General features: G+C 59.2%; 27 protein-coding genes and 1 pseudogene. All 28 read left to right on the top strand.

Features of this window, described 5'->3' with window-relative positions; genetic code table 11:
- Nucleotides 1–4: 4 nt before the first annotated feature.
- The 28 genes and pseudogenes from rplD to icd all read left to right on the top strand — a co-directional run bounded on the left by rplD (nucleotide 5) and on the right by icd (nucleotide 16,796).
- Complete coding sequence (rplD, locus tag Thiosp_RS16870; protein ID WP_201064612.1) at nucleotides 5–619, top strand: 50S ribosomal protein L4; 615 nt, start codon at nucleotides 5–7, stop codon at nucleotides 617–619.
- A complete protein-coding gene (rplW, locus tag Thiosp_RS16865; protein WP_201064615.1) occupies nucleotides 616–912 on the top strand; it encodes a 50S ribosomal protein L23 in 297 nt (98 codons plus the stop codon). The genes rplD and rplW overlap by 4 nt, the downstream gene beginning before the upstream one ends.
- 184 nt (nucleotides 913–1,096) lie before the next feature.
- Nucleotides 1,097–1,924, top strand: a complete 828-nt coding sequence (rplB, locus tag Thiosp_RS16860) for a 50S ribosomal protein L2 (protein ID WP_201064617.1) — start codon at nucleotides 1,097–1,099, stop codon at nucleotides 1,922–1,924.
- Nucleotides 1,925–2,040: 116 nt separating this feature from the next.
- Nucleotides 2,041–2,319, top strand: coding sequence for a 30S ribosomal protein S19 (gene rpsS / locus Thiosp_RS16855; protein WP_201064619.1), 279 nt, complete (start codon nucleotides 2,041–2,043; stop codon nucleotides 2,317–2,319).
- 140 nt (nucleotides 2,320–2,459) lie between these two features.
- Nucleotides 2,460–2,801, top strand: a complete 342-nt coding sequence (gene rplV, locus Thiosp_RS16850; protein ID WP_201064628.1) for a 50S ribosomal protein L22 — start codon at nucleotides 2,460–2,462, stop codon at nucleotides 2,799–2,801.
- Nucleotides 2,802–2,915: 114 nt separating this feature from the next.
- Nucleotides 2,916–3,596 carry a 30S ribosomal protein S3 gene (gene rpsC, locus Thiosp_RS16845; RefSeq protein WP_201064775.1) on the top strand — a complete coding sequence of 227 codons (681 nt, stop codon included), beginning with the start codon at nucleotides 2,916–2,918 and terminating at the stop codon, nucleotides 3,594–3,596.
- A 3-nt stretch (nucleotides 3,597–3,599) separates the two neighbouring features.
- Nucleotides 3,600–4,013, top strand: coding sequence for a 50S ribosomal protein L16 (rplP, locus tag Thiosp_RS16840; RefSeq protein ID WP_201064631.1), 414 nt, complete (start codon nucleotides 3,600–3,602; stop codon nucleotides 4,011–4,013).
- A 2-nt stretch (nucleotides 4,014–4,015) separates the two neighbouring features.
- Nucleotides 4,016–4,204 (top strand): annotated as a pseudogene (gene rpmC, locus Thiosp_RS16835) (50S ribosomal protein L29); the annotation flags it as partial.
- A 68-nt stretch (nucleotides 4,205–4,272) separates the two neighbouring features.
- Nucleotides 4,273–4,560 carry a 30S ribosomal protein S17 gene (gene rpsQ, locus Thiosp_RS16830; protein ID WP_201064637.1) on the top strand — a complete coding sequence of 96 codons (288 nt, stop codon included), beginning with the start codon at nucleotides 4,273–4,275 and terminating at the stop codon, nucleotides 4,558–4,560.
- Between the two features lie 86 nt (nucleotides 4,561–4,646).
- Complete coding sequence (gene rplN, locus Thiosp_RS16825) at nucleotides 4,647–5,015, top strand: 50S ribosomal protein L14 (protein ID WP_201064640.1); 369 nt, start codon at nucleotides 4,647–4,649, stop codon at nucleotides 5,013–5,015.
- 130 nt (nucleotides 5,016–5,145) lie between these two features.
- Nucleotides 5,146–5,463, top strand: coding sequence for a 50S ribosomal protein L24 (gene rplX, locus Thiosp_RS16820; RefSeq protein WP_201064643.1), 318 nt, complete (start codon nucleotides 5,146–5,148; stop codon nucleotides 5,461–5,463).
- Between the two features lie 160 nt (nucleotides 5,464–5,623).
- The gene (gene rplE, locus Thiosp_RS16815) at nucleotides 5,624–6,163 is read left to right on the top strand and encodes a 50S ribosomal protein L5 (RefSeq protein ID WP_201064646.1); all 540 of its coding nucleotides are present in this window, start codon (nucleotides 5,624–5,626) and stop codon (nucleotides 6,161–6,163) included.
- A 51-nt stretch (nucleotides 6,164–6,214) separates the two neighbouring features.
- Nucleotides 6,215–6,520, top strand: coding sequence for a 30S ribosomal protein S14 (gene rpsN / locus Thiosp_RS16810; protein ID WP_201064657.1), 306 nt, complete (start codon nucleotides 6,215–6,217; stop codon nucleotides 6,518–6,520).
- Between the two features lie 166 nt (nucleotides 6,521–6,686).
- Nucleotides 6,687–7,082 (top strand): 30S ribosomal protein S8, encoded by a 396-nt coding sequence (gene rpsH / locus Thiosp_RS16805; protein WP_201064660.1) that lies wholly within the window; start codon nucleotides 6,687–6,689, stop codon nucleotides 7,080–7,082.
- Nucleotides 7,083–7,182: 100 nt separating this feature from the next.
- Complete coding sequence (gene rplF, locus Thiosp_RS16800) at nucleotides 7,183–7,716, top strand: 50S ribosomal protein L6 (RefSeq protein ID WP_201064663.1); 534 nt, start codon at nucleotides 7,183–7,185, stop codon at nucleotides 7,714–7,716.
- Nucleotides 7,717–7,742: 26 nt separating this feature from the next.
- Entirely contained in the window at nucleotides 7,743–8,099 is a 357-nt protein-coding gene (gene rplR / locus Thiosp_RS16795; RefSeq protein WP_201064666.1) for a 50S ribosomal protein L18, read from the top strand.
- Between the two features lie 110 nt (nucleotides 8,100–8,209).
- Nucleotides 8,210–8,716 (top strand): 30S ribosomal protein S5, encoded by a 507-nt coding sequence (gene rpsE / locus Thiosp_RS16790; RefSeq protein WP_201064669.1) that lies wholly within the window; start codon nucleotides 8,210–8,212, stop codon nucleotides 8,714–8,716.
- A 3-nt stretch (nucleotides 8,717–8,719) separates the two neighbouring features.
- The gene (gene rpmD / locus Thiosp_RS16785) at nucleotides 8,720–8,905 is read left to right on the top strand and encodes a 50S ribosomal protein L30 (protein ID WP_201064673.1); all 186 of its coding nucleotides are present in this window, start codon (nucleotides 8,720–8,722) and stop codon (nucleotides 8,903–8,905) included.
- 4 nt (nucleotides 8,906–8,909) lie between these two features.
- On the top strand, nucleotides 8,910–9,338 hold the full coding sequence (gene rplO / locus Thiosp_RS16780) for a 50S ribosomal protein L15 (RefSeq protein ID WP_201064678.1): 429 nt from the start codon (nucleotides 8,910–8,912) through the stop codon (nucleotides 9,336–9,338).
- A gap of 27 nt (nucleotides 9,339–9,365) precedes the next feature.
- A complete protein-coding gene (secY, locus tag Thiosp_RS16775; RefSeq protein ID WP_201064681.1) occupies nucleotides 9,366–10,718 on the top strand; it encodes a preprotein translocase subunit SecY in 1,353 nt (450 codons plus the stop codon).
- Between the two features lie 142 nt (nucleotides 10,719–10,860).
- Nucleotides 10,861–10,974, top strand: coding sequence for a 50S ribosomal protein L36 (rpmJ, locus tag Thiosp_RS16770; RefSeq protein WP_201064684.1), 114 nt, complete (start codon nucleotides 10,861–10,863; stop codon nucleotides 10,972–10,974).
- 227 nt (nucleotides 10,975–11,201) lie between these two features.
- Complete coding sequence (gene rpsM, locus Thiosp_RS16765) at nucleotides 11,202–11,558, top strand: 30S ribosomal protein S13 (protein ID WP_201064689.1); 357 nt, start codon at nucleotides 11,202–11,204, stop codon at nucleotides 11,556–11,558.
- A 252-nt stretch (nucleotides 11,559–11,810) separates the two neighbouring features.
- Nucleotides 11,811–12,197, top strand: a complete 387-nt coding sequence (gene rpsK, locus Thiosp_RS16760; protein WP_201064698.1) for a 30S ribosomal protein S11 — start codon at nucleotides 11,811–11,813, stop codon at nucleotides 12,195–12,197.
- Between the two features lie 16 nt (nucleotides 12,198–12,213).
- Complete coding sequence (gene rpsD / locus Thiosp_RS16755) at nucleotides 12,214–12,834, top strand: 30S ribosomal protein S4 (protein ID WP_201064712.1); 621 nt, start codon at nucleotides 12,214–12,216, stop codon at nucleotides 12,832–12,834.
- A 23-nt stretch (nucleotides 12,835–12,857) separates the two neighbouring features.
- Nucleotides 12,858–13,871, top strand: coding sequence for a DNA-directed RNA polymerase subunit alpha (locus Thiosp_RS16750; protein ID WP_201064714.1), 1,014 nt, complete (start codon nucleotides 12,858–12,860; stop codon nucleotides 13,869–13,871).
- A gap of 23 nt (nucleotides 13,872–13,894) precedes the next feature.
- Nucleotides 13,895–14,308 (top strand): 50S ribosomal protein L17, encoded by a 414-nt coding sequence (rplQ, locus tag Thiosp_RS16745; RefSeq protein ID WP_201064717.1) that lies wholly within the window; start codon nucleotides 13,895–13,897, stop codon nucleotides 14,306–14,308.
- A gap of 219 nt (nucleotides 14,309–14,527) precedes the next feature.
- A complete protein-coding gene (locus Thiosp_RS16740) occupies nucleotides 14,528–15,262 on the top strand; it encodes an SAM hydrolase/SAM-dependent halogenase family protein (RefSeq protein WP_323696563.1) in 735 nt (244 codons plus the stop codon).
- Between the two features lie 265 nt (nucleotides 15,263–15,527).
- Complete coding sequence (gene icd / locus Thiosp_RS16735) at nucleotides 15,528–16,796, top strand: NADP-dependent isocitrate dehydrogenase (protein ID WP_201064724.1); 1,269 nt, start codon at nucleotides 15,528–15,530, stop codon at nucleotides 16,794–16,796.
- Nucleotides 16,797–16,847 lie beyond the last annotated feature (51 nt).

Below are 16,847 nucleotides of genomic sequence, written 5' to 3'. Positions count from 1 at the left end.
GGTTATGCAACTTGTCACTCGCACAGGCAGCACCAGCACTGGCGCGCTTGAGGTATCGGACCAAGTCTTTGGTGTCGATTACAAGCCCGACCTAGTGCATCAGGTCGTGACCGCCTACATGGCTGGCGCTCGTCAAGGCACCAAGGCACAGAAAAATCGCGCCCAGGTGCAGGGCGGCGGCGCCAAGCCCTATCGCCAGAAAGGCACGGGTCGGGCGCGCGCTGGCACCAGCCGGAGCCCGCTGTGGCGCGGCGGCGGCATGACCTTCCCGGCGCGCCCGCGCAGCTTTGAGCAGAAAGTCAATCGCAAGATGTACCGCGGTGCTGTGCGTTCAATCCTGTCAGAGCTTGCGCGTCAAGAACGCCTAAGTGTGGTGGCTGAGTTTAAGCTGCCGGAGCCCAAGACCAAAGCAATGGTCGCGCGCTTAGACGAGCTCGGTGTCGGTGACGTGCTCTTGGTTGTGGAAGGCTTCGATGAGTCGCTGCTGTTGGCGTCGCGCAATCTGCATCAGGTCGATGTGATCACCGCCGCCGAAGTCGATCCGGTCAGCCTGATCGCCTTTTCCCATGTGGTGATGACCGAGGCGGCTGTGCGCCAGTTGGAGGGACGTCTGCAATGAATTTGGAACGGCTGCATCGTATTTTGCTCGCGCCAATTATTTCGGAGAAATCCACCCGCGCGGCGGACATGGCTAATCAATATGCGTTCAAAGTCCTGCCGGATGCGACCAAGAAAGAAATTGGCCGCGCTGTCGAGTTGATGTTCGATGTCAAGGTCGAGGGTGTTCAGGTGTTGAACGTCAACGGCAAGCGCAAGCGCTTCGGACGCCGCGAAGGCAGTCGGTCGGATTGGCGCAAAGCTTATGTGCGCCTGCAGGCCGGACAGGATATTGACTTCGTTGGTGGCGCTTGATTGCTCAACGCTTTATTCAACTGTGGCTTCGCTGGACCATTTTGGGACCCGCATGAATTTGGGGACCCGGCTGACAGAAATCGGCTAACAACAGCCTGCCAACAGACAACCTGCTAACAGAAAACCTGCTAACAGAAAACCTGACGGCGCCCTGATCAAGTTTGGGCATCGCAAGAGACTGATAATGGCTATCGTAAAAACCAACCCAACATCGCCGGGTCGACGCTTCGTCGTTAAGGTCGTGCCACCTGATCTGCATAAGGGCGAGCCCTTTGGTCCCCTGCTTGAGAAGAAGACCAAGTCGGGCGGGCGCAATAATGCGGGACGCATCAGCGTGCGTCACCGTGGCGGCGGTCATAAGCAGCGCTATCGGGTTGTCGATTTCAAGCGCCGTAAGCTCGACGTGCCAGCGGTTGTGGATCGTCTCGAATACGACCCGAACCGCAGCGCTCATCTGGCGTTGTTGAAGTACGCCGACGGAGATTGGGCTTACATGATCGCGCCAAAAGGCCTGAAGGCGGGTCAGAAAGTGATCGCCTCAGAGACGGCGCCGATCAGTGTCGGCAATTGTATGCCGTTGCGGAACATGCCGGTTGGTACCGAAGTGCATTGCATTGAGCTTCGCCCTGGCAAGGGTGCGCAAATGGCGCGTGCAGCAGGTGCTTCGGTACAGCTGGTGGCGCGGGAGGGTAGCTATGCCACCCTGCGGCTTCGCTCTGGCGAGATGCGACGGGTGCATTCCGACTGTCGCGCTGTCATTGGCAGCGTCGGCAACGGCGAGCACAGCCTGCGCAAGCTCGGTAAAGCCGGTGCAACACGCTGGCGCGGGGTTCGCCCGACAGTCCGCGGCGTTGTAATGAATCCGGTCGATCACCCGCACGGCGGCGGCGAGGGCCGCACCTCGGGCGGTCGTCATCCGGTATCGCCATGGGGCGTGCCGACTAAGGGACACAAGACCCGGCGCAACAAGCGCACCGACGGCATGATTCTGCGTCGTCGCCGGCAGAAGTAGGGCGCACGGACGCAGCATACCCAGACCTTGGGGCTTTGATGTCGGCGCCACTGCCTAAGCGGCAGATGCGCCAATAAGCGCCTACCAGCGATTACGGAACACGAGGATTTAGAGAAGTGCCACGTTCAGTACGAAAAGGCCCTTTCATCGACCAGCACCTGGCCAAAAAGGTCGAAGCTGCGGTCGCGCAGAACAGCAAGCGCCCCATTAAGACCTGGTCACGGCGGTCAATGGTGTTGCCGGAAATGGTCGGTCTGACCATCGCTGTCTACAACGGTAAGCAGCATGTTCCGGTGTTGATCAACGAGAACATGATCGGTCATAAGCTTGGCGAGTTCGCGCTGACCCGCACCTTTCGCGGTCATGCAGCGGATCGCAAGGCCAAGAAGCGCTAGCTTATCCAGCGCCCAGCTTGGCCAGAACCCTGCTTGACCAGCACCAGGATTATTGCAACGGCCGTTCTGAACCGGACGGCCGTCGTTCAGACATTACGATAACAAACGATTCGCCGAATCAACATTGAGTCGGAGCCATCATGCAAGCGGAAGCAACCTTGAAATTCGCCCGGATCTCGGCGCAGAAAGCCCGTCTGGTGGCGGATCAGATCAGGGGCCAGCACGTTGAAACGGCACTGAACGATCTCGCTTTCAGTACCAAGAAAGGCGCGGTCATGATCAGAAAGCTGCTCGAGTCGGCCATCGCCAATGCGGAGAACAACGCCGGTGCCGATATCGACGAACTGCGGGTTGCGGCGATTCAGGTCAATGAAGGCCCAACCATGAAGCGGATTCGCGCGCGGGCGAAAGGCCGTGCATCGCGAATCCTGAAGCGAACGAGCCATATCACGCTGACCGTGGCCGAGGGCTCGGCCCGCTAAGTCGCGCATCGGCGCATTGAGTCACGGCATAGAAACACGGCATCGAACTGGCGCATCGAATGTTTTTTGCGGCCGGCCCCAGCTAAGTGGGCGTCGGTCTTACAGAGGCCAAATATGGGACAAAAAGTACACCCGATCGGAATCCGCCTCGGCATTGTCAAGGATTGGACTTCCAAATGGTATGCCAGCTCAAAGGATTATCCCGATCTGCTGAACAAAGACCTTGAGGTGCGAGCGTACCTGAAAAAGCGTCTGGCCAATGCGTCGGTTAGCCGCATTCAGATCGACCGACCAGCCAAGAACGCGCATATTACGGTGCATACCGCGCGCCCTGGGGTCGTGATCGGCAAGAAAGGCGAGGACATCGACAAACTGCGCGGCGAAGTGGCGGCCATGATGGGAATTCCGGTGCACATCAGCATCGAGGAAATCCGCAAGCCGGAACTCGACGCCCAACTGGTGGCCGAGGGCATCGCCCAGCAGCTCGAACGACGCATCATGTTCCGCCGCGCGATGAAACGCGCTGTGCAGAACTCGATGCGCGTCGGTGCCCAGGGGATTCGGGTGAACATCGCCGGTCGACTAAACGGCGCGGAAATTGCTCGCTCTGAATGGTATCGCGAAGGGCGAGTTCCTTTGCATACCCTCAGAGCCGATATCGACTACGGCTTCGCGGAAGCTAAGACAACCTATGGCATTCTGGGTGTGAAGACCTGGATTTTCCGGGGGGAGGTCTTTGGTGACCGCAGTGAGGAGCCACAACCGGAAAAGCGCTCGCGGGCGAAGAAGGGCTGAGCCATGCTGCAACCGAAACGGACCAAATTCAGAAAACAACATAAGGGCCGCAATCGCGGGCTGGCCCAGAGTGGAAATGAGGTCAGCTTCGGCGACTTCGGGCTCAAAGCCGTGGGTCGTGGCAGGCTGACAGCACGTCAGATTGAATCGGCACGTCGCGCGATCACCCGCCGGGTCAAGCGCGGCGGCAAGCTGTGGATTCGGGTTTTTCCGGACAAGCCGATTTCCAAAAAACCGCTTGAAGTCCGCATGGGTAAAGGCAAGGGTAATGTCGAATACTGGGTGGCGCTGATCCAGCCCGGTCGCATGCTCTATGAAATCGAAGGCGTGCCCGAGGAATTGGCGCGGGAAGCCTTCCATCTTGCGGCGGCTAAGTTGCCGGTCCAGACCAGATTTGAAAAACGCACGGTGCTCTAAAGATGAAGGCGAACGAACTCCGACAGCATTCGGCTGACGAGCTGCAACGGCAGTTGCTCGACCTGCGCAAGGAAGAGTTTAACCTGCGCATGCAGCAGGGCTCGGGTCAGCTGTCGCGGCCATCGCGGATGCGCGAAGTACGGCGCGACATTGCCCGTGTGAAAACAGTAATGACTGAGATGGCGCCAGGGCATGTTGCCAGCAAGGTGACCGCCAGCAAGGGGGCCAGTTCTGAATCAGCGGCAGCAGGATCTTCCAAATGAGCGACGAGACTAACATCCAGCCGGCGGAAAACGAGACGGCGAGCAACCGTACCGTCACTGGGCGCGTGCTCAGCACGGCGATGCAGAAGACCATCACCGTGATGATTGAACGTCGCGTCAAGCACCCGCTCTACGGCAAGTTTCTCCGCCGCTCGACGAAACTACATGCGCACGACGAGGACAACCAGTGCAACGTTGGCGACTGGGTCCGGGTCGAGTTGTGCCGTCCGCTGTCGAAAACCAAGAGCTGGCGCCTGGTCGAGATTCTCGAGCGTGCGCGCTGAGGCTTTCGCGACTTGAGAACGTACAGAGTAAACCCGAGCAGATACGATCGTTGATCGAGCACACATAATCGGTAGGGAATAAGAAGATGATTCAGATGCAAACTCGGTTAAGCGTCGCCGATAACAGCGGGGCGCGTGAGGTGCAGTGCATCAAGGTGCTCGGCGGCTCGCATCGTCGCTATGCCGGGATCGGAGATGTCATCAAGGTGACGGTCAAGGATGCCATTCCGCGGGGCAAGGTCAAGAAAGGTGACGTGTTCAACGCGGTTGTGGTGCGCACCCGCAAGGGCGTACGTCGCGGCGACGGCTCGCTGATCCGCTTCGACGGCAATGCCGCTGTGCTACTGAATAACCAACTGCAGCCGATCGGAACCCGCATTTTTGGACCGGTGACGCGCGAACTGCGCGGTGACCGCTTCATGAAGATTATTTCGCTCGCACCCGAGGTGGTTTGATCTCGACTTAAGGTGCCCAGCCCCGGAAGGCCTGATTCCGGAGCTCCCGATCCGATCTTCTCGGATACGGAGATGCCCGATTCTGGCGCCGGTGAGGGCGATAGCCGCTTTAGCGAATTGGAAACGAGTTATGCGCAAGATCAAGACAGGAGACGACGTCATCGTGCTCGCCGGCAAGGACCGCGGTAAGCGCGGAACCGTGCTAGGCATTCCCGATGACGGCCATGTGGTGGTTGAAAATATCAACATGGCAAAAAAGCACCAACGCGGAAATCCGCAGCGCGGCATTGAGGGGGGTATCGTCGACAAGGAGATGCCGCTGCATGTCTCGAATGTCGGGTTGTTTAATCCGGCCAAGGGCGGGGCCGACCGGATTGGTTTCAAGGTGCTCGAGGACGGCCGCAAAGTGCGGGTGTTCAAGTCCGACGGCGAAGTCGTCGATGTTTGAGCGCACAATTACGTTGTCGCCCATTCGCGTCATCCCTAAGTAAAGTCATCGCCCAAGAAAATCGTCGCCAGATAATGTCATCGCCCAGTCGGGGCGTCGATGCTTGGAAGCTAAGTTTGGCATCGGTACCCGAGGTCGATATCGGAGCAGGTTCAGCACAATGGCTAGGTTACAACAGCTCTATAAAGAGCAACTCGTCGGTGAGCTGCAGCAACGCTTTCAATTCAAGAGCGTGATGCAGGTGCCGCGAATCGAAAAAATCACGCTCAACATGGGTGTGGGCGAGGCTGTCACGGACAAGAAGGTCATGGACTTCGCTGTCTCCGATATGACCCGCATTGCAGCGCAAAAACCGGTCGTCAGAAATGCGCGCAAGTCCGTCGCTGGGTTCAAAATTCGCGAGGGCTGGCCGGTTGGGTGCAAGGTGACGCTGCGACGCGAGCGCATGTACGAGTTCCTTGATCGCCTGATCAACATCGCGATCCCGCGTATTCGCGATTTCCGCGGTCTGAGCCCGAAGGCGTTCGACGGGCGCGGGAACTTTTCGTTAGGCGTGCGCGAGCAGATTATTTTTCCGGAGATTGATTACGACAAAATCGATGCCCTGCGTGGCCTCGATATCGTGATCACCACCACGGCGAAGAATGACGAGGAAGGGCGGGCGTTGCTTGAGGCCTTTAAGTTCCCGTTCCGTTCATAAGCCAAGGGTGACTGGATCTGAAACGGTGGCTGGATCTGAGAGAGTGACATTATGGCGAAGAAGAGCATGATCGAGCGCGACCGCAAGCGCACGCGTATCGCAGTGCGGTATGCTGCCAAGCGGGATGCGCTCAAGGCAATCATCAATAATCGCAGCGCTGATCCTGAAGAAGTCGATGCGGCATTGATGGCGTTGCAGAAGCTGCCGCGCGACGCGAGCCCAACCCGCCAGCAACGGCGTTGCCGCATCAGTGGGAGGCCGCATTCGGTGTATCGTAAGTTTGGGCTCGGGCGCAACAAGTTGCGCGAGGCCGTGATGCGCGGGGATGTTCCCGGAGTCGTCAAAGCAAGCTGGTAACCGCAGCCGCTTCAGTTGTTGCGGCAAAGTATTTCGCCGGTTAATCATTAACTGGCTGATTGTTAGTAGACCCAAAGCCTGCGTTTGCGGGCAGAACCGGGTATCGCACCAAATGCTGCTTGCCATCTTTGGAGAGGGCGGGGTGGACTGACCCACGGAGTTGTTCATGAGTATGTCTGATCCGATCGCGGATATGCTGACGCGTATTCGCAATGGCCAGATGCGTGGCAAGGTGACAATCACCATGCCGGCGTCAAAGCAGCGCGTTGCCATCGCATCCCTTCTGCAAGACGAAGGCTACATTAGCCAGCATTCGGTGGCTGGTGAAGGTGCTCACCGCGAGCTTGAGCTCAAGCTCAAGTACTTCCGCGGTAAGCCGGTCATCGAGCTCATTAAACGGGTGTCCCGGCCGGGACTGCGCATTTATCGTGGCAAGGACGATCTCCCGAAGGTGCGCGGTGGACTCGGTATCGCCATTATTTCCACCTCCAAGGGTCTGATGACCGATCGGGCGGCGCGCACGGCCGGCCATGGCGGTGAAGTGCTTGCGTTAGTTGCCTGACCCTTTGGCGCGCTCTCAAGACAAGCTCTTGAGTAAGAAAAGATCTTGAGACGGCGAAGCAGGTCGGTTAAGAAGGTCAGGTATAGAGAGGATCGGATACATGTCTCGAATTGCAAAATGGCCCGTTACCCTGCCATCCGGTGTCAATGTTGACATCAAGGGCCAGTCGGTGACGGTCAAAGGCAGCAAAGGCACCCTGAGCTGGGATGTCCATCCGCTGGTCAGTGTCGAACTGGCCGACGGGCAGGTGCGCACCCAGCCGACGGCCGACGACAAAAAGGCTTGGGCGCTTGCCGGCACCACACGGGCCTTGATCAACAATATGGTCGTCGGTGTCAGTAGCGGCTTCGAACGGCGTCTGGCGCTGGTTGGGGTTGGCTACCGGGCGCAGGCGAAAGGTAAAACGCTCAACCTCGCGCTGGGGTTCTCCCACCCGGTCGATTATCCGGTGCCTCAGGGCATCGAGATCGAAACTCCATCGCCGACCGAGATCATCGTGCGTGGTGCCGACAAGCAGCAGGTTGGCCAGGTCGCGGCAAAGATTCGTCGCTATCGTCCGCCAGAACCCTACAAGGGTAAGGGTGTGCGCTATGCCGATGAAGACGTGCTGCGCAAAGAAGCGAAGAAGAAATAGGGACGGCCCCGGGGAAGCTAGATAAGATGGATAAGAAACAGTCACGTCTGCGTCGGGCAATGCGTGCCCGCGCCAAGATTCGCGAACTGCGTGCCTACCGGTTGTGCGTTCATCGCTCGCCCCGCCACATGTATGCCCAGGTCATCGACCCGGCGGGTGGCAAGGTGGTGGCAAGCGCGTCAACGCTCGAAAAAACCTTGCGCGAGGGTGCCGAGGGTTACTCCGGTAATGCCAAGGCAGCTGCCCGTGTCGGTGAACTGATTGCCGAGCGCGCCAAGGCCGCTGGGGTGGAGCAGGTCGCTTTCGATCGTTCCGGTTTTAAGTACCACGGCCGAGTCAAGGCGCTGGCGGATGCCGCGCGCGAAGGTGGGCTGAGGTTCTGATCCAGGTTGGGGCACACCCGCCTGGGGGCCGGCTCATTTTCTGGCAGACAGTTTCAAGCAAGCAGTTACTGGCCGACAGCATTTTTGCAAACAGGTTTTAGGTATTTCTGATGGCGAGCTACAACCAAAAGCCGGAAGGCGAAGAGCTTCTCGAGAAGCTGATTTCCGTCAACCGGGTCGCGAAGGTGGTCAAGGGAGGCCGAGTATTCGGCTTCGGCGCGCTCACTGTGGTCGGTGACGGCAAGGGCCGCGTTGGCTATGGCACGGGCAAGGCGCGCGAGGTGCCGGTGGCGATTCAAAAAGCCATGGAATCCGCGCGCAAGAACATGGTAGAGATCAAGCTGAAGGGCTCAACCTTGCAGTATCCGATGCTTGGCCATCATGGCGCGGCCCATGTGTTCATGCAGCCGGCATCTGAAGGTACCGGCATCATCGCCGGCGGCGCCATGCGCGCAGTCTTCGAGGTGCTTGGCGTTCAGAACGTTCTGGCCAAGTGCATCGGCAGCAACAACCCGGTCAATGTCGTGCAGGCGACTATCCAGGGCCTGAAAGAAATGACCGATGCCGAGTCGGTTGCGGCCAAGCGCGGCAAGACGGTCGAGGAGATTCTGGGGTAAGTCATGGCCAAAAAGACAATGAAAGTCAAGCTTGTACGCAGCATTCATGGGCGCCTGAAACGGCACCAGGCGTGCGTTCGCGGCTTGGGCATCCGCCGCATGCATCAGGTGGTTGAGGTGGAAGACACGCCGGCTACCCGGGGTATGCTCAATAAAGTCAACTATATGGTCGCGCTGGTCGAGGGGTAATCTAATGCATCTCAATGACTTACAGCCAAGCCGCAGGGCGCAGCCCAAGCGTGTCGGCCGTGGGATTGGCAGCGGTCATGGCAAGACCTGCGGTCGCGGTCACAAGGGGCAGAAGTCCCGCTCGGGCGGCTTTCATAAGCTCGGTTTCGAGGGCGGTCAGATGCCCTTGCAGCGGCGTTTGCCCAAGGTTGGCTTTCGCTCGCGCAAGAGCCGCGAGAGCGATGAAATCCGTACCGGCGAGCTCAATCGGGTCGCAGCTGACACCATCGATTTGGCCGCGCTGCGCGAGGCAGGGCTGATCAATCGCATGGTTCGCCAGGTCAAGGTGGTTCTCTCGGGCGACATCACCAAGGCGGTGCGTCTAAAAGGGCTGCCGGTGACCAAAGGCGCGCGTGCCGCGATCGAGGCGGCCGGCGGTTCGGTCGAGGACTGATGGGTTTTATTTTAGCGGGCACGGATCATGGCGCGTAGCAGCGGATCAATGATGCAGAATCTTGGCGGTATGGGGCGGCTCACCGAGCTGCGCCAGCGCCTGCTGTTCGTGCTGGGTGCGCTGCTGGTGTATCGCATCGGGACCTTTATTCCGGTGCCGGGCGTCAATCCCGAGGCCTTGGCTGTTCTGTTTGATCAAAACCAGGGCTCCATTCTGGACATGTTCAACATGTTTTCGGGCGGCGCCTTGGAACGCGCGAGTATCTTGGCGCTCGGCATCATGCCTTATATCTCGGCGAGCATCATCATGCAGTTGATGTCGGCGGTGATTCCTCAGTTGGAGCAGCTGAAAAAAGAGGGTGAAGCCGGACGGCGCAAGATAACGCAATACACGCGCTATGGAACCGTGGTGCTGGCAAGCTTCCAGGCCATCGGGATTTCGATGGCACTGCAGGGGCAAACCGCTGGTGGCTCGGCCATTGTGGTGACCCAGGGCTTTGGCTTTGTCTTCACCTCCGCCGTTTCTCTGGTAACGGGGACTATGTTCTTGATGTGGCTTGGTGAGCAGATCACCGAGCGCGGTATCGGCAATGGTATCTCGCTGATTATTTTTGCGGGTATCGTGGCGGGTCTGCCGGCGGCGGTTGGTGGCACGCTAGAGCTGGTGCGCACCGGGGAGATGAATGCGCTTGCAGTGTTAGCACTCTTTGGGCTGGCGTTGGTGGTAACAGCCTTCGTGGTCTTTGTCGAGCGCGGCCAACGGCGTATTACGGTCAATTACGCCCGGCGTCAGCAGGGGCGCAAGATGATGGCGGCGCAGAGCACCCATCTGCCGCTCAAACTCAACATGGCCGGCGTGATTCCGCCAATTTTCGCCTCGAGCATTATTTTGTTCCCAGGGACACTCGGACAGTGGTTTGGTCAGTCGGAGGACTTCCGCTGGATTGCGGACATTACCAGCAAGCTCTCGCCAGGTGAGCCGGTCTATGTACTGTTTTATGCGTCCGCAATCATCTTCTTCTGCTTCTTCTACACCGCGCTGGTGTTCAACGCCAAGGATACGGCGGACAATCTTAAGCGATCCGGTGCCTTTATTCCGGGGATTCGCCCGGGCGAGCAGACAGCGCGCTACATCGACACCGTGATGACGCGCCTGACAGCCGCTGGAGCACTCTACATTACGGCGGTCTGTTTGTTGCCCGAGTTCCTGATCGTTGGTTGGAACGTGCCTTTTTATTTCGGCGGCACCTCGCTGCTGATCGTCGTGGTGGTGGTGATGGATTTCATGGCGCAGGTGCAGGCGCATCTGATGTCGCACCAGTACGAAGGTTTGATGAAGAAGGCAAACCTAAAGGCACCTGGCGGCGGCCTGATGCGCTAGTGCCCGACGCGATTCGTGCGCTCGAGCGTGAATTTCATTTAGAGCAGCAATGCTCAACGCATTGATGCGGCCTAGGTGGCAATGCCACAAAGGATTGGCGTGCCCAAGCATTGCTGAGAAAGTACATTAACAGGAGACGACAATGAAAGTGCGTGCTTCGGTGAAAAAGATTTGCCGCCATTGCAAGCTGATTAAGCGCAACGGTACGGTGCGCGTCATCTGCAAGGACCCGCGCCACAAGCAGCGGCAAGGATAAAGCCAGCCTGGTCTGGCTGATGCCGTTGACGTAGCGGCAAATATTGGTATACTGGTGCGTTTGCCGTTGGCAGGTTTTGCCCAACGCACCTGCGCCCTCCGGAGCCAATCCGCTCCGGCTGAGCGGCGAATAATCGATGATTTGAACCGCCGATAGGACTAGCAGCGCGCACTTCAGTTCGCGCCACGCCTAAGCGGCATGAGATTTTTGTAAGGAGCTGAATGCCCATGGCCCGTATTGCCGGTGTCAACATTCCTGATCGTAAGCACGCGGTCATCGCGTTGAGGTCGATTTACGGCATTGGCCCGACCTTGTCGTCGAAGATCTGCGCCGCTGCGAAGGTTGCTGAGCAAACCAAGATCCAGAGCCTGACCGAAGAGGAAGTCGATCGTCTTCGTACCGAGGTCGCAAAATATTCGGTCGAGGGCGACTTGCGTCGTGAAGTCTCGATGAACATCAAGCGATTGATGGACCTGGGATGCAACCGGGGCATTCGCCACCGCCGCGGGCTCCCGCTGCGAGGGCAACGGACACGGACCAATGCGCGTACGCGTAAGGGGCCACGCCGTCCGATCAAACGCTGATGCGGATGACCGATGCCTGCTAGACAAGCGGCCAGACCAAGCGACCAGATAAGAACCCCGGTCGCCGCTTCTATTAGCCCACATCGGCCGCGAGACATCAGACACCACAGGATCATTATCAAAGCCGCGCGCTGACGGCTCGCCGACCCTCTGTTACCGCTCGTTCTCTTAACCCGGGCGAATCACTGACACAGGTTTGGCAGCTAGAGCGACTTTTTTTCAAGTTCGGAAGACCGCGAGTATTGCACGCCAATGGCCAAGCAGGTACGCACCAAAAAGAAAGTCAAGAAGCAGGTTGCGGATGGGATTGCCCATGTCCACGCATCCTTCAACAACACCATCATCACCATCACGGACCGCCAGGGTAATGCCTTAACTTGGGCGACCTCCGGTGGCTCGGGCTTTCGCGGATCGCGCAAGAGTACGCCATTCGCGGCTCAGGTTGCGGCCAGTCGTGCCGGGCAGGTGGCCAAGGAGTTTGGCGTCAAAAACCTTGATGTCAATGTCAAGGGACCAGGCCCGGGGCGGGAATCCGCCGTTCGGGCACTCAATAGCGCGGGCTTCAAGGTGACCAGCATCACCGACGTGACGCCAATTCCGCACAATGGCTGTCGTCCGCCCAAGAAGCGGCGTGTCTGAGGAGTAGGGTAGCAGCATGGCAAGGTATACCGGACCAACGTGTAAGCTGGCGCGTCGAGAGGGGACTGATCTCGGTCTCAAGAGTCGCGCGCGTCCGCTGGAGCAGAAATGCAACCTGGAGAAAATGCCCGGGCAAGCGGCGGATCGACGCCGGCGCCTGTCGGACTACGGACTGCAGCTGCGCGAGAAGCAGAAGGTCCGCCGGATCTACGGCGTGATGGAGCGGCAGTTTCGCAACTATTACAAGAGCGCGGCTCGCATCAAGGGTGCCACCGGCGAGAACCTGTTGCAGTTGCTCGAGCGACGTCTCGACAACGTCGTTTACCGAATGGGGTTTGGTGCGACGCGCGCCGAGGCACGGCAGCTCGTCAGCCATAAGTCTGTTCTGGTGAACGGCCACCCGGTCAATATTCCCTCCTTCCAGGTCGGCAGTGAGGACGAAATTGAGATCCGCCAAAAGGCCAAACAGCAGGTGCGGGTACAGAGTGCTGTCGCCCTGGCTGAGGGTGCGGGCTTCCCGGATTGGGTCGAGGTCGACACCAAGGGGCTCAAGGGAGTTTTCAAACGTATTCCAGAACGTGTGGACTTGCCAGCTGATATCAACGAATCCCTGATCGTTGAGCTGTACTCAAAGTAACGCACTGACGAAGAGGCTATTTCATGTCCGATGTTGCCAGTGGGTTCCTGAAACCGCGCATCGTCACCGTCGATGCGGTTGATGGTAGCCGGCGTCACGCGAAAGTTTCTCTTGAGCCGCTTGAACGTGGGTTCGGCCATACGCTTGGCAATGCGCTGCGGCGTATCCTGCTGTCTTCCATGGACGGCTACGCGGTGACAGAGGTCGAGATTCAGGGGATTTTGCACGAGTATTCGACCATTGAGGGGGTGCAGGAAGATGTCCTCGAGATTCTGCTTAACCTCAAGCAGCTTGCCCTCTCGCTGCAAGGTCGTGACGAGGCGACTTTCACGCTCAGCAAGAAGGGTCCCGGCACGGTCACGGCGGCGGATATCGCGCTTGATCACGGTGCGGAACTGGCCAACCCGGAGCTTGAGATCGCGCATCTGACCGACAACACCGAGCTCAGCATGACGCTCACGGTGCGGCGCGGTCGCGGCTACGAGCCTGCAAGCGTGCGCGAAATGGAGAGTGGGGAAGATCGGCCGATCGGCAAGCTACCCTTGGATGCGTCATACAGCCCCATTGCCCGCGTTGCAATTGAAGTCCAGTCTGCGCGTGTCGAGCAGCGCACCGACCTTGATCGTTTGGTCATCGACATCGAGACCAATGGCACCATTGAGCCGAAAGAAGCGATTGAGCGCGCGGCCCTGATCCTGCGCGACCAGTTGTCTTTCTTCGTGGAGCTTGAAGACTCTGGCGTTGGCGACGAAAGCGATCAGGAAGTCACCGAAGAAGTCGGTATCGACCCGATGCTGGTGCGCCCGGTCGACGAGCTCGAGCTCACAGTGCGCTCGGCCAACTGTCTGAAGGCCGAAAACATCTATCTGATTGGCGATCTGATCCAGCGCACCGAGGTGGAGCTGCTAAAGACGCCCAATCTTGGCAAGAAGTCCCTGACTGAAATCAAGGATGTTCTTGCCACCCGCGGGCTGTCGCTCGGCATGCGCCTTGAGCGCTGGCCGCCGGACAATGTCGAAGAATTAATGGTTAAGTAAAGCGAGTCGTCGAGGTTTGGACCATGCGTCACCGCAAAGCAGGAAGGAAGCTCAATCGGACCAGTGCCCATCGCACGGCCATGTTTCGTAACATGGCCAGCTCGCTGTTCCGTCACGAACTGATTAAGACCACCGTGCCCAAGGCCAAGGAGCTGCGGCGCGTGGCCGAGCCGCTGATCACCTTGGGGAAAGAAGACTCCGTTCACGCCCGGCGTTTGGCTTTTGCCCGCCTGCGCGATAAGGAGATAGTTGCCAAGCTGTTTACCGTTCTCGGGCCGAGGTATGAAAGCCGCCCTGGTGGCTACCTACGCATCATCAAATGCGGTTATCGCACCGGCGATGCGGCTCCAATGGCCTATGTGGAGCTGGTGGACCGGCCGCAGATTGAGGACGACGGCATCGACGCGGAAATCGCGCCGCAGGCCGAGGCGGCTTAGATCGATCAAAACAGTTATCGATCGAAGCAGTCATCGACAAAAAAGAAGAAACGAAAAGCCGGGCATCAGACCCGGCTTTTTTGTGACATGGCTCCCGTGATGTCATCCCAATGGGCGCCGCCAACCGTCGCGTTAGATCGAGGCGGTGAGCCCAGACCCGAGCGTATTGCGCTGATTACGGATTTCGGTCCCGGTCCCTATATCGGACAGTTACAGCTGTTGGCAGCCGCTCTGGCGCCCGGACTGGCGATGGTCAATCTGCTCGATGACCTGCCGCCGTTTCGCCCGGACTTGGCGGCGGCGCTGATTCCGGCCCTGATCCGCGGCATGCCCGCGCGAGCGCTTTATCTGTGCGTGGTCGACCCTGGCGTTGGCGGAGCGCGCGCTGCGCTGGCGTTGCGTCGCGGCCAGGACTGGTTTGTCGGCCCGGACAATGGACTGCTCGCGCCCCTGATGGGCGGCGACGCGCCAAGCGGCTCGGCAGATCAGGAGGTGTATCAGAAGGGCGAGCGCCAGCCTGAGGCCGAAAGGCAACTTTGGCGCATCGACTGGCGTTCTGAGCACTGCTCGGACAGCTTTCACGGGCGTGATCTGTTCATGCCCATCGCCCTGGCTTTGACCCGCGGCCAGCTTCCGTTACCATGCCAGAGAATAGAGCCCAAACAGATGCTCGGCTACCCGGCCGAGCGCGAAACGGGACGAATTCTGTACGTCGATCACTATGGCAACCTGATCACCGGCTTGGATGCCGACCTGGCACCGGATCGGGCACGCCTGCGTGCCGCGAATCGAGTGCTCAGTGGAGCACGCACCTTTTGCGAGGTCGGGCAGGGGGACGCCTTCTGGTACCGCAATGCCTTCGGTCTGGTGGAAATCGCAGCCAACCAAAGGCGCGCGGATCAGTTGCTTGGGTTATCCGCTGGCGACCCCGTGGCCTGGGCTGACGGAGCCTGATGCCAAACCGGCGCTCCATGATTTGCCGGTGCGTGCGGATCTGCCGGCCCGTGCGGATCTGCCGATGCCTGCTGATCTGGGGATGTTTGGGGATGCTTGCCAGCCGCGAAAGGAAAGTGCCCACTTCTGCTGGCGCCCTTTCGGGTTGGACACTTTGGCCGGGTGCAGCTTGACTGGCTTTGAAGCGGTCGGCGGTGAGATTGGCAGCGCGCCTGGCTAATGCTGCGCGCGCTTTTGGGATTTCAATCTGGATGGCGAGAAGCGTATGACTTATCAAAAGATTCAGGTGCCCACAGCAGGGCAGAAGATCACCGTGGCTGGCGATGGCCGGCTCACGGTGCCGGACCAGCCGATTATTCCGTTCATCGAGGGCGATGGTATCGGTGTGGATATCACACCGGTGATGCGGCGGGTGCTCGATGCCGCCGTGGCCAAGGCCTATGGTGACAGTCGCAAGCTGGCGTGGATGGAAATTTTCGCGGGCGAGAAGGCGACGCAGGTCTATGGCGCTGACGCCTGGCTGCCGGAGGAGACGTTTGAGGCGGTGCGCGACTTTGTGGTCTCTATCAAGGGGCCACTCACCACGCCTGTTGGCGGCGGCATTCGCTCGCTCAATGTCAGCCTGCGCCAGGAGCTCGATCTGTACGTCTGTCAGCGTCCGGTGCGTTACTTCGCCGGGACGCCAAGCCCGCTGCGCGAGCCGGAGCATACCGACATGGTCATCTTCCGCGAGAACTCGGAGGATATCTATGCGGGCATTGAGTGGCCGGCAGGCTCGGCGGATGCAAAGCGCCTGATCGCCTTTCTCCAGGATGAGCTCGGGGTGAAAAAGATTCGCTTCCCCGGCACCTCAGGCATTGGCATCAAGCCGGTGTCGGAGGAGGGCACCGAGCGCTTGGTGCGCAAGGCGATCCAATACGCGATCGACAATAATCGCCGATCCGTGACCTTGGTGCACAAAGGCAACATCATGAAGTTCACCGAAGGCGCGTTCAAGACCTGGGGCTATGAGCTGGCCAAGCGCGAGTTCGGCGCCACCGAGATAGACGGCGGCCCCTGGTGCAGCTTCAAGCACCCCAGCACTGGCGAGGAAATCATCATCAAGGATGTGATTGCGGACGCCTTTTTGCAGCAGATCCTGCTGCGCCCGAAGGAATACGACGTGATCGCAACCCTGAACCTGAACGGCGACTATATCTCCGATGCTCTCGCGGCGCAGGTCGGTGGTATCGGCATGGCCCCGGGCGCGAATCTCTCCGATCAGGTCGCCATGTTCGAGGCAACTCATGGCACCGCGCCCAAATATGCCGGCAAGGATCAGGTCAATCCGAGCTCACTGTTGCTCTCGGGTGAGATGCTGCTGCGGCATCTGGGCTGGAGCGAGGCGGCCGATCTCGTCATCCGTGGCGTCGAGGGGGCCATTCAAGCCAAGACGGTCACCTATGATCTCGAACGGCTGATGAGCGGGGCGACCAAGCTCAGCTGCTCGGCCTTTGGCGAGGCGGTGATCGGCCACATGGACGATGCGGCCTAAAGCCCGCCTGATAGGCACGGATTCATGCTCCCACGCATGAATCCGTGCGTT

It is taken from the genome of Thiorhodovibrio litoralis, assembly GCF_033954455.1.
Taxonomy (GTDB): domain Bacteria; phylum Pseudomonadota; class Gammaproteobacteria; order Chromatiales; family Chromatiaceae; genus Thiorhodovibrio; species Thiorhodovibrio litoralis.
This window is presented reverse-complemented; position numbering and strand designations above follow the sequence as displayed.

Coding starts and splice junctions, on each gene's coding strand:
- rplQ (WP_201064717.1), top strand. CDS start 13,895: ATGCGTCACCGCAAAGCAGGAAGGAAGCTCAATCGGACCAGTGCCCAT.
- rpsM (WP_201064689.1), top strand. CDS start 11,202: ATGGCCCGTATTGCCGGTGTCAACATTCCTGATCGTAAGCACGCGGTC.
- rplN (WP_201064640.1), top strand. CDS start 4,647: ATGATTCAGATGCAAACTCGGTTAAGCGTCGCCGATAACAGCGGGGCG.
- rplR (WP_201064666.1), top strand. CDS start 7,743: ATGGATAAGAAACAGTCACGTCTGCGTCGGGCAATGCGTGCCCGCGCC.
- rplX (WP_201064643.1), top strand. CDS start 5,146: ATGCGCAAGATCAAGACAGGAGACGACGTCATCGTGCTCGCCGGCAAG.
- rplO (WP_201064678.1), top strand. CDS start 8,910: ATGCATCTCAATGACTTACAGCCAAGCCGCAGGGCGCAGCCCAAGCGT.
- secY (WP_201064681.1), top strand. CDS start 9,366: ATGGCGCGTAGCAGCGGATCAATGATGCAGAATCTTGGCGGTATGGGG.
- rpsD (WP_201064712.1), top strand. CDS start 12,214: ATGGCAAGGTATACCGGACCAACGTGTAAGCTGGCGCGTCGAGAGGGG.
- rpsQ (WP_201064637.1), top strand. CDS start 4,273: ATGAGCGACGAGACTAACATCCAGCCGGCGGAAAACGAGACGGCGAGC.
- rplV (WP_201064628.1), top strand. CDS start 2,460: ATGCAAGCGGAAGCAACCTTGAAATTCGCCCGGATCTCGGCGCAGAAA.
- Thiosp_RS16750 (WP_201064714.1), top strand. CDS start 12,858: ATGTCCGATGTTGCCAGTGGGTTCCTGAAACCGCGCATCGTCACCGTC.
- rpsK (WP_201064698.1), top strand. CDS start 11,811: ATGGCCAAGCAGGTACGCACCAAAAAGAAAGTCAAGAAGCAGGTTGCG.
- rplP (WP_201064631.1), top strand. CDS start 3,600: ATGCTGCAACCGAAACGGACCAAATTCAGAAAACAACATAAGGGCCGC.
- rplW (WP_201064615.1), top strand. CDS start 616: ATGAATTTGGAACGGCTGCATCGTATTTTGCTCGCGCCAATTATTTCG.
- rpmJ (WP_201064684.1), top strand. CDS start 10,861: ATGAAAGTGCGTGCTTCGGTGAAAAAGATTTGCCGCCATTGCAAGCTG.
- rplF (WP_201064663.1), top strand. CDS start 7,183: ATGTCTCGAATTGCAAAATGGCCCGTTACCCTGCCATCCGGTGTCAAT.
- rplD (WP_201064612.1), top strand. CDS start 5: ATGCAACTTGTCACTCGCACAGGCAGCACCAGCACTGGCGCGCTTGAG.
- rpsN (WP_201064657.1), top strand. CDS start 6,215: ATGGCGAAGAAGAGCATGATCGAGCGCGACCGCAAGCGCACGCGTATC.
- rpsC (WP_201064775.1), top strand. CDS start 2,916: ATGGGACAAAAAGTACACCCGATCGGAATCCGCCTCGGCATTGTCAAG.
- rpmD (WP_201064673.1), top strand. CDS start 8,720: ATGGCCAAAAAGACAATGAAAGTCAAGCTTGTACGCAGCATTCATGGG.
- rpsE (WP_201064669.1), top strand. CDS start 8,210: ATGGCGAGCTACAACCAAAAGCCGGAAGGCGAAGAGCTTCTCGAGAAG.
- rplB (WP_201064617.1), top strand. CDS start 1,097: ATGGCTATCGTAAAAACCAACCCAACATCGCCGGGTCGACGCTTCGTC.
- rpsH (WP_201064660.1), top strand. CDS start 6,687: ATGAGTATGTCTGATCCGATCGCGGATATGCTGACGCGTATTCGCAAT.
- icd (WP_201064724.1), top strand. CDS start 15,528: ATGACTTATCAAAAGATTCAGGTGCCCACAGCAGGGCAGAAGATCACC.
- rplE (WP_201064646.1), top strand. CDS start 5,624: ATGGCTAGGTTACAACAGCTCTATAAAGAGCAACTCGTCGGTGAGCTG.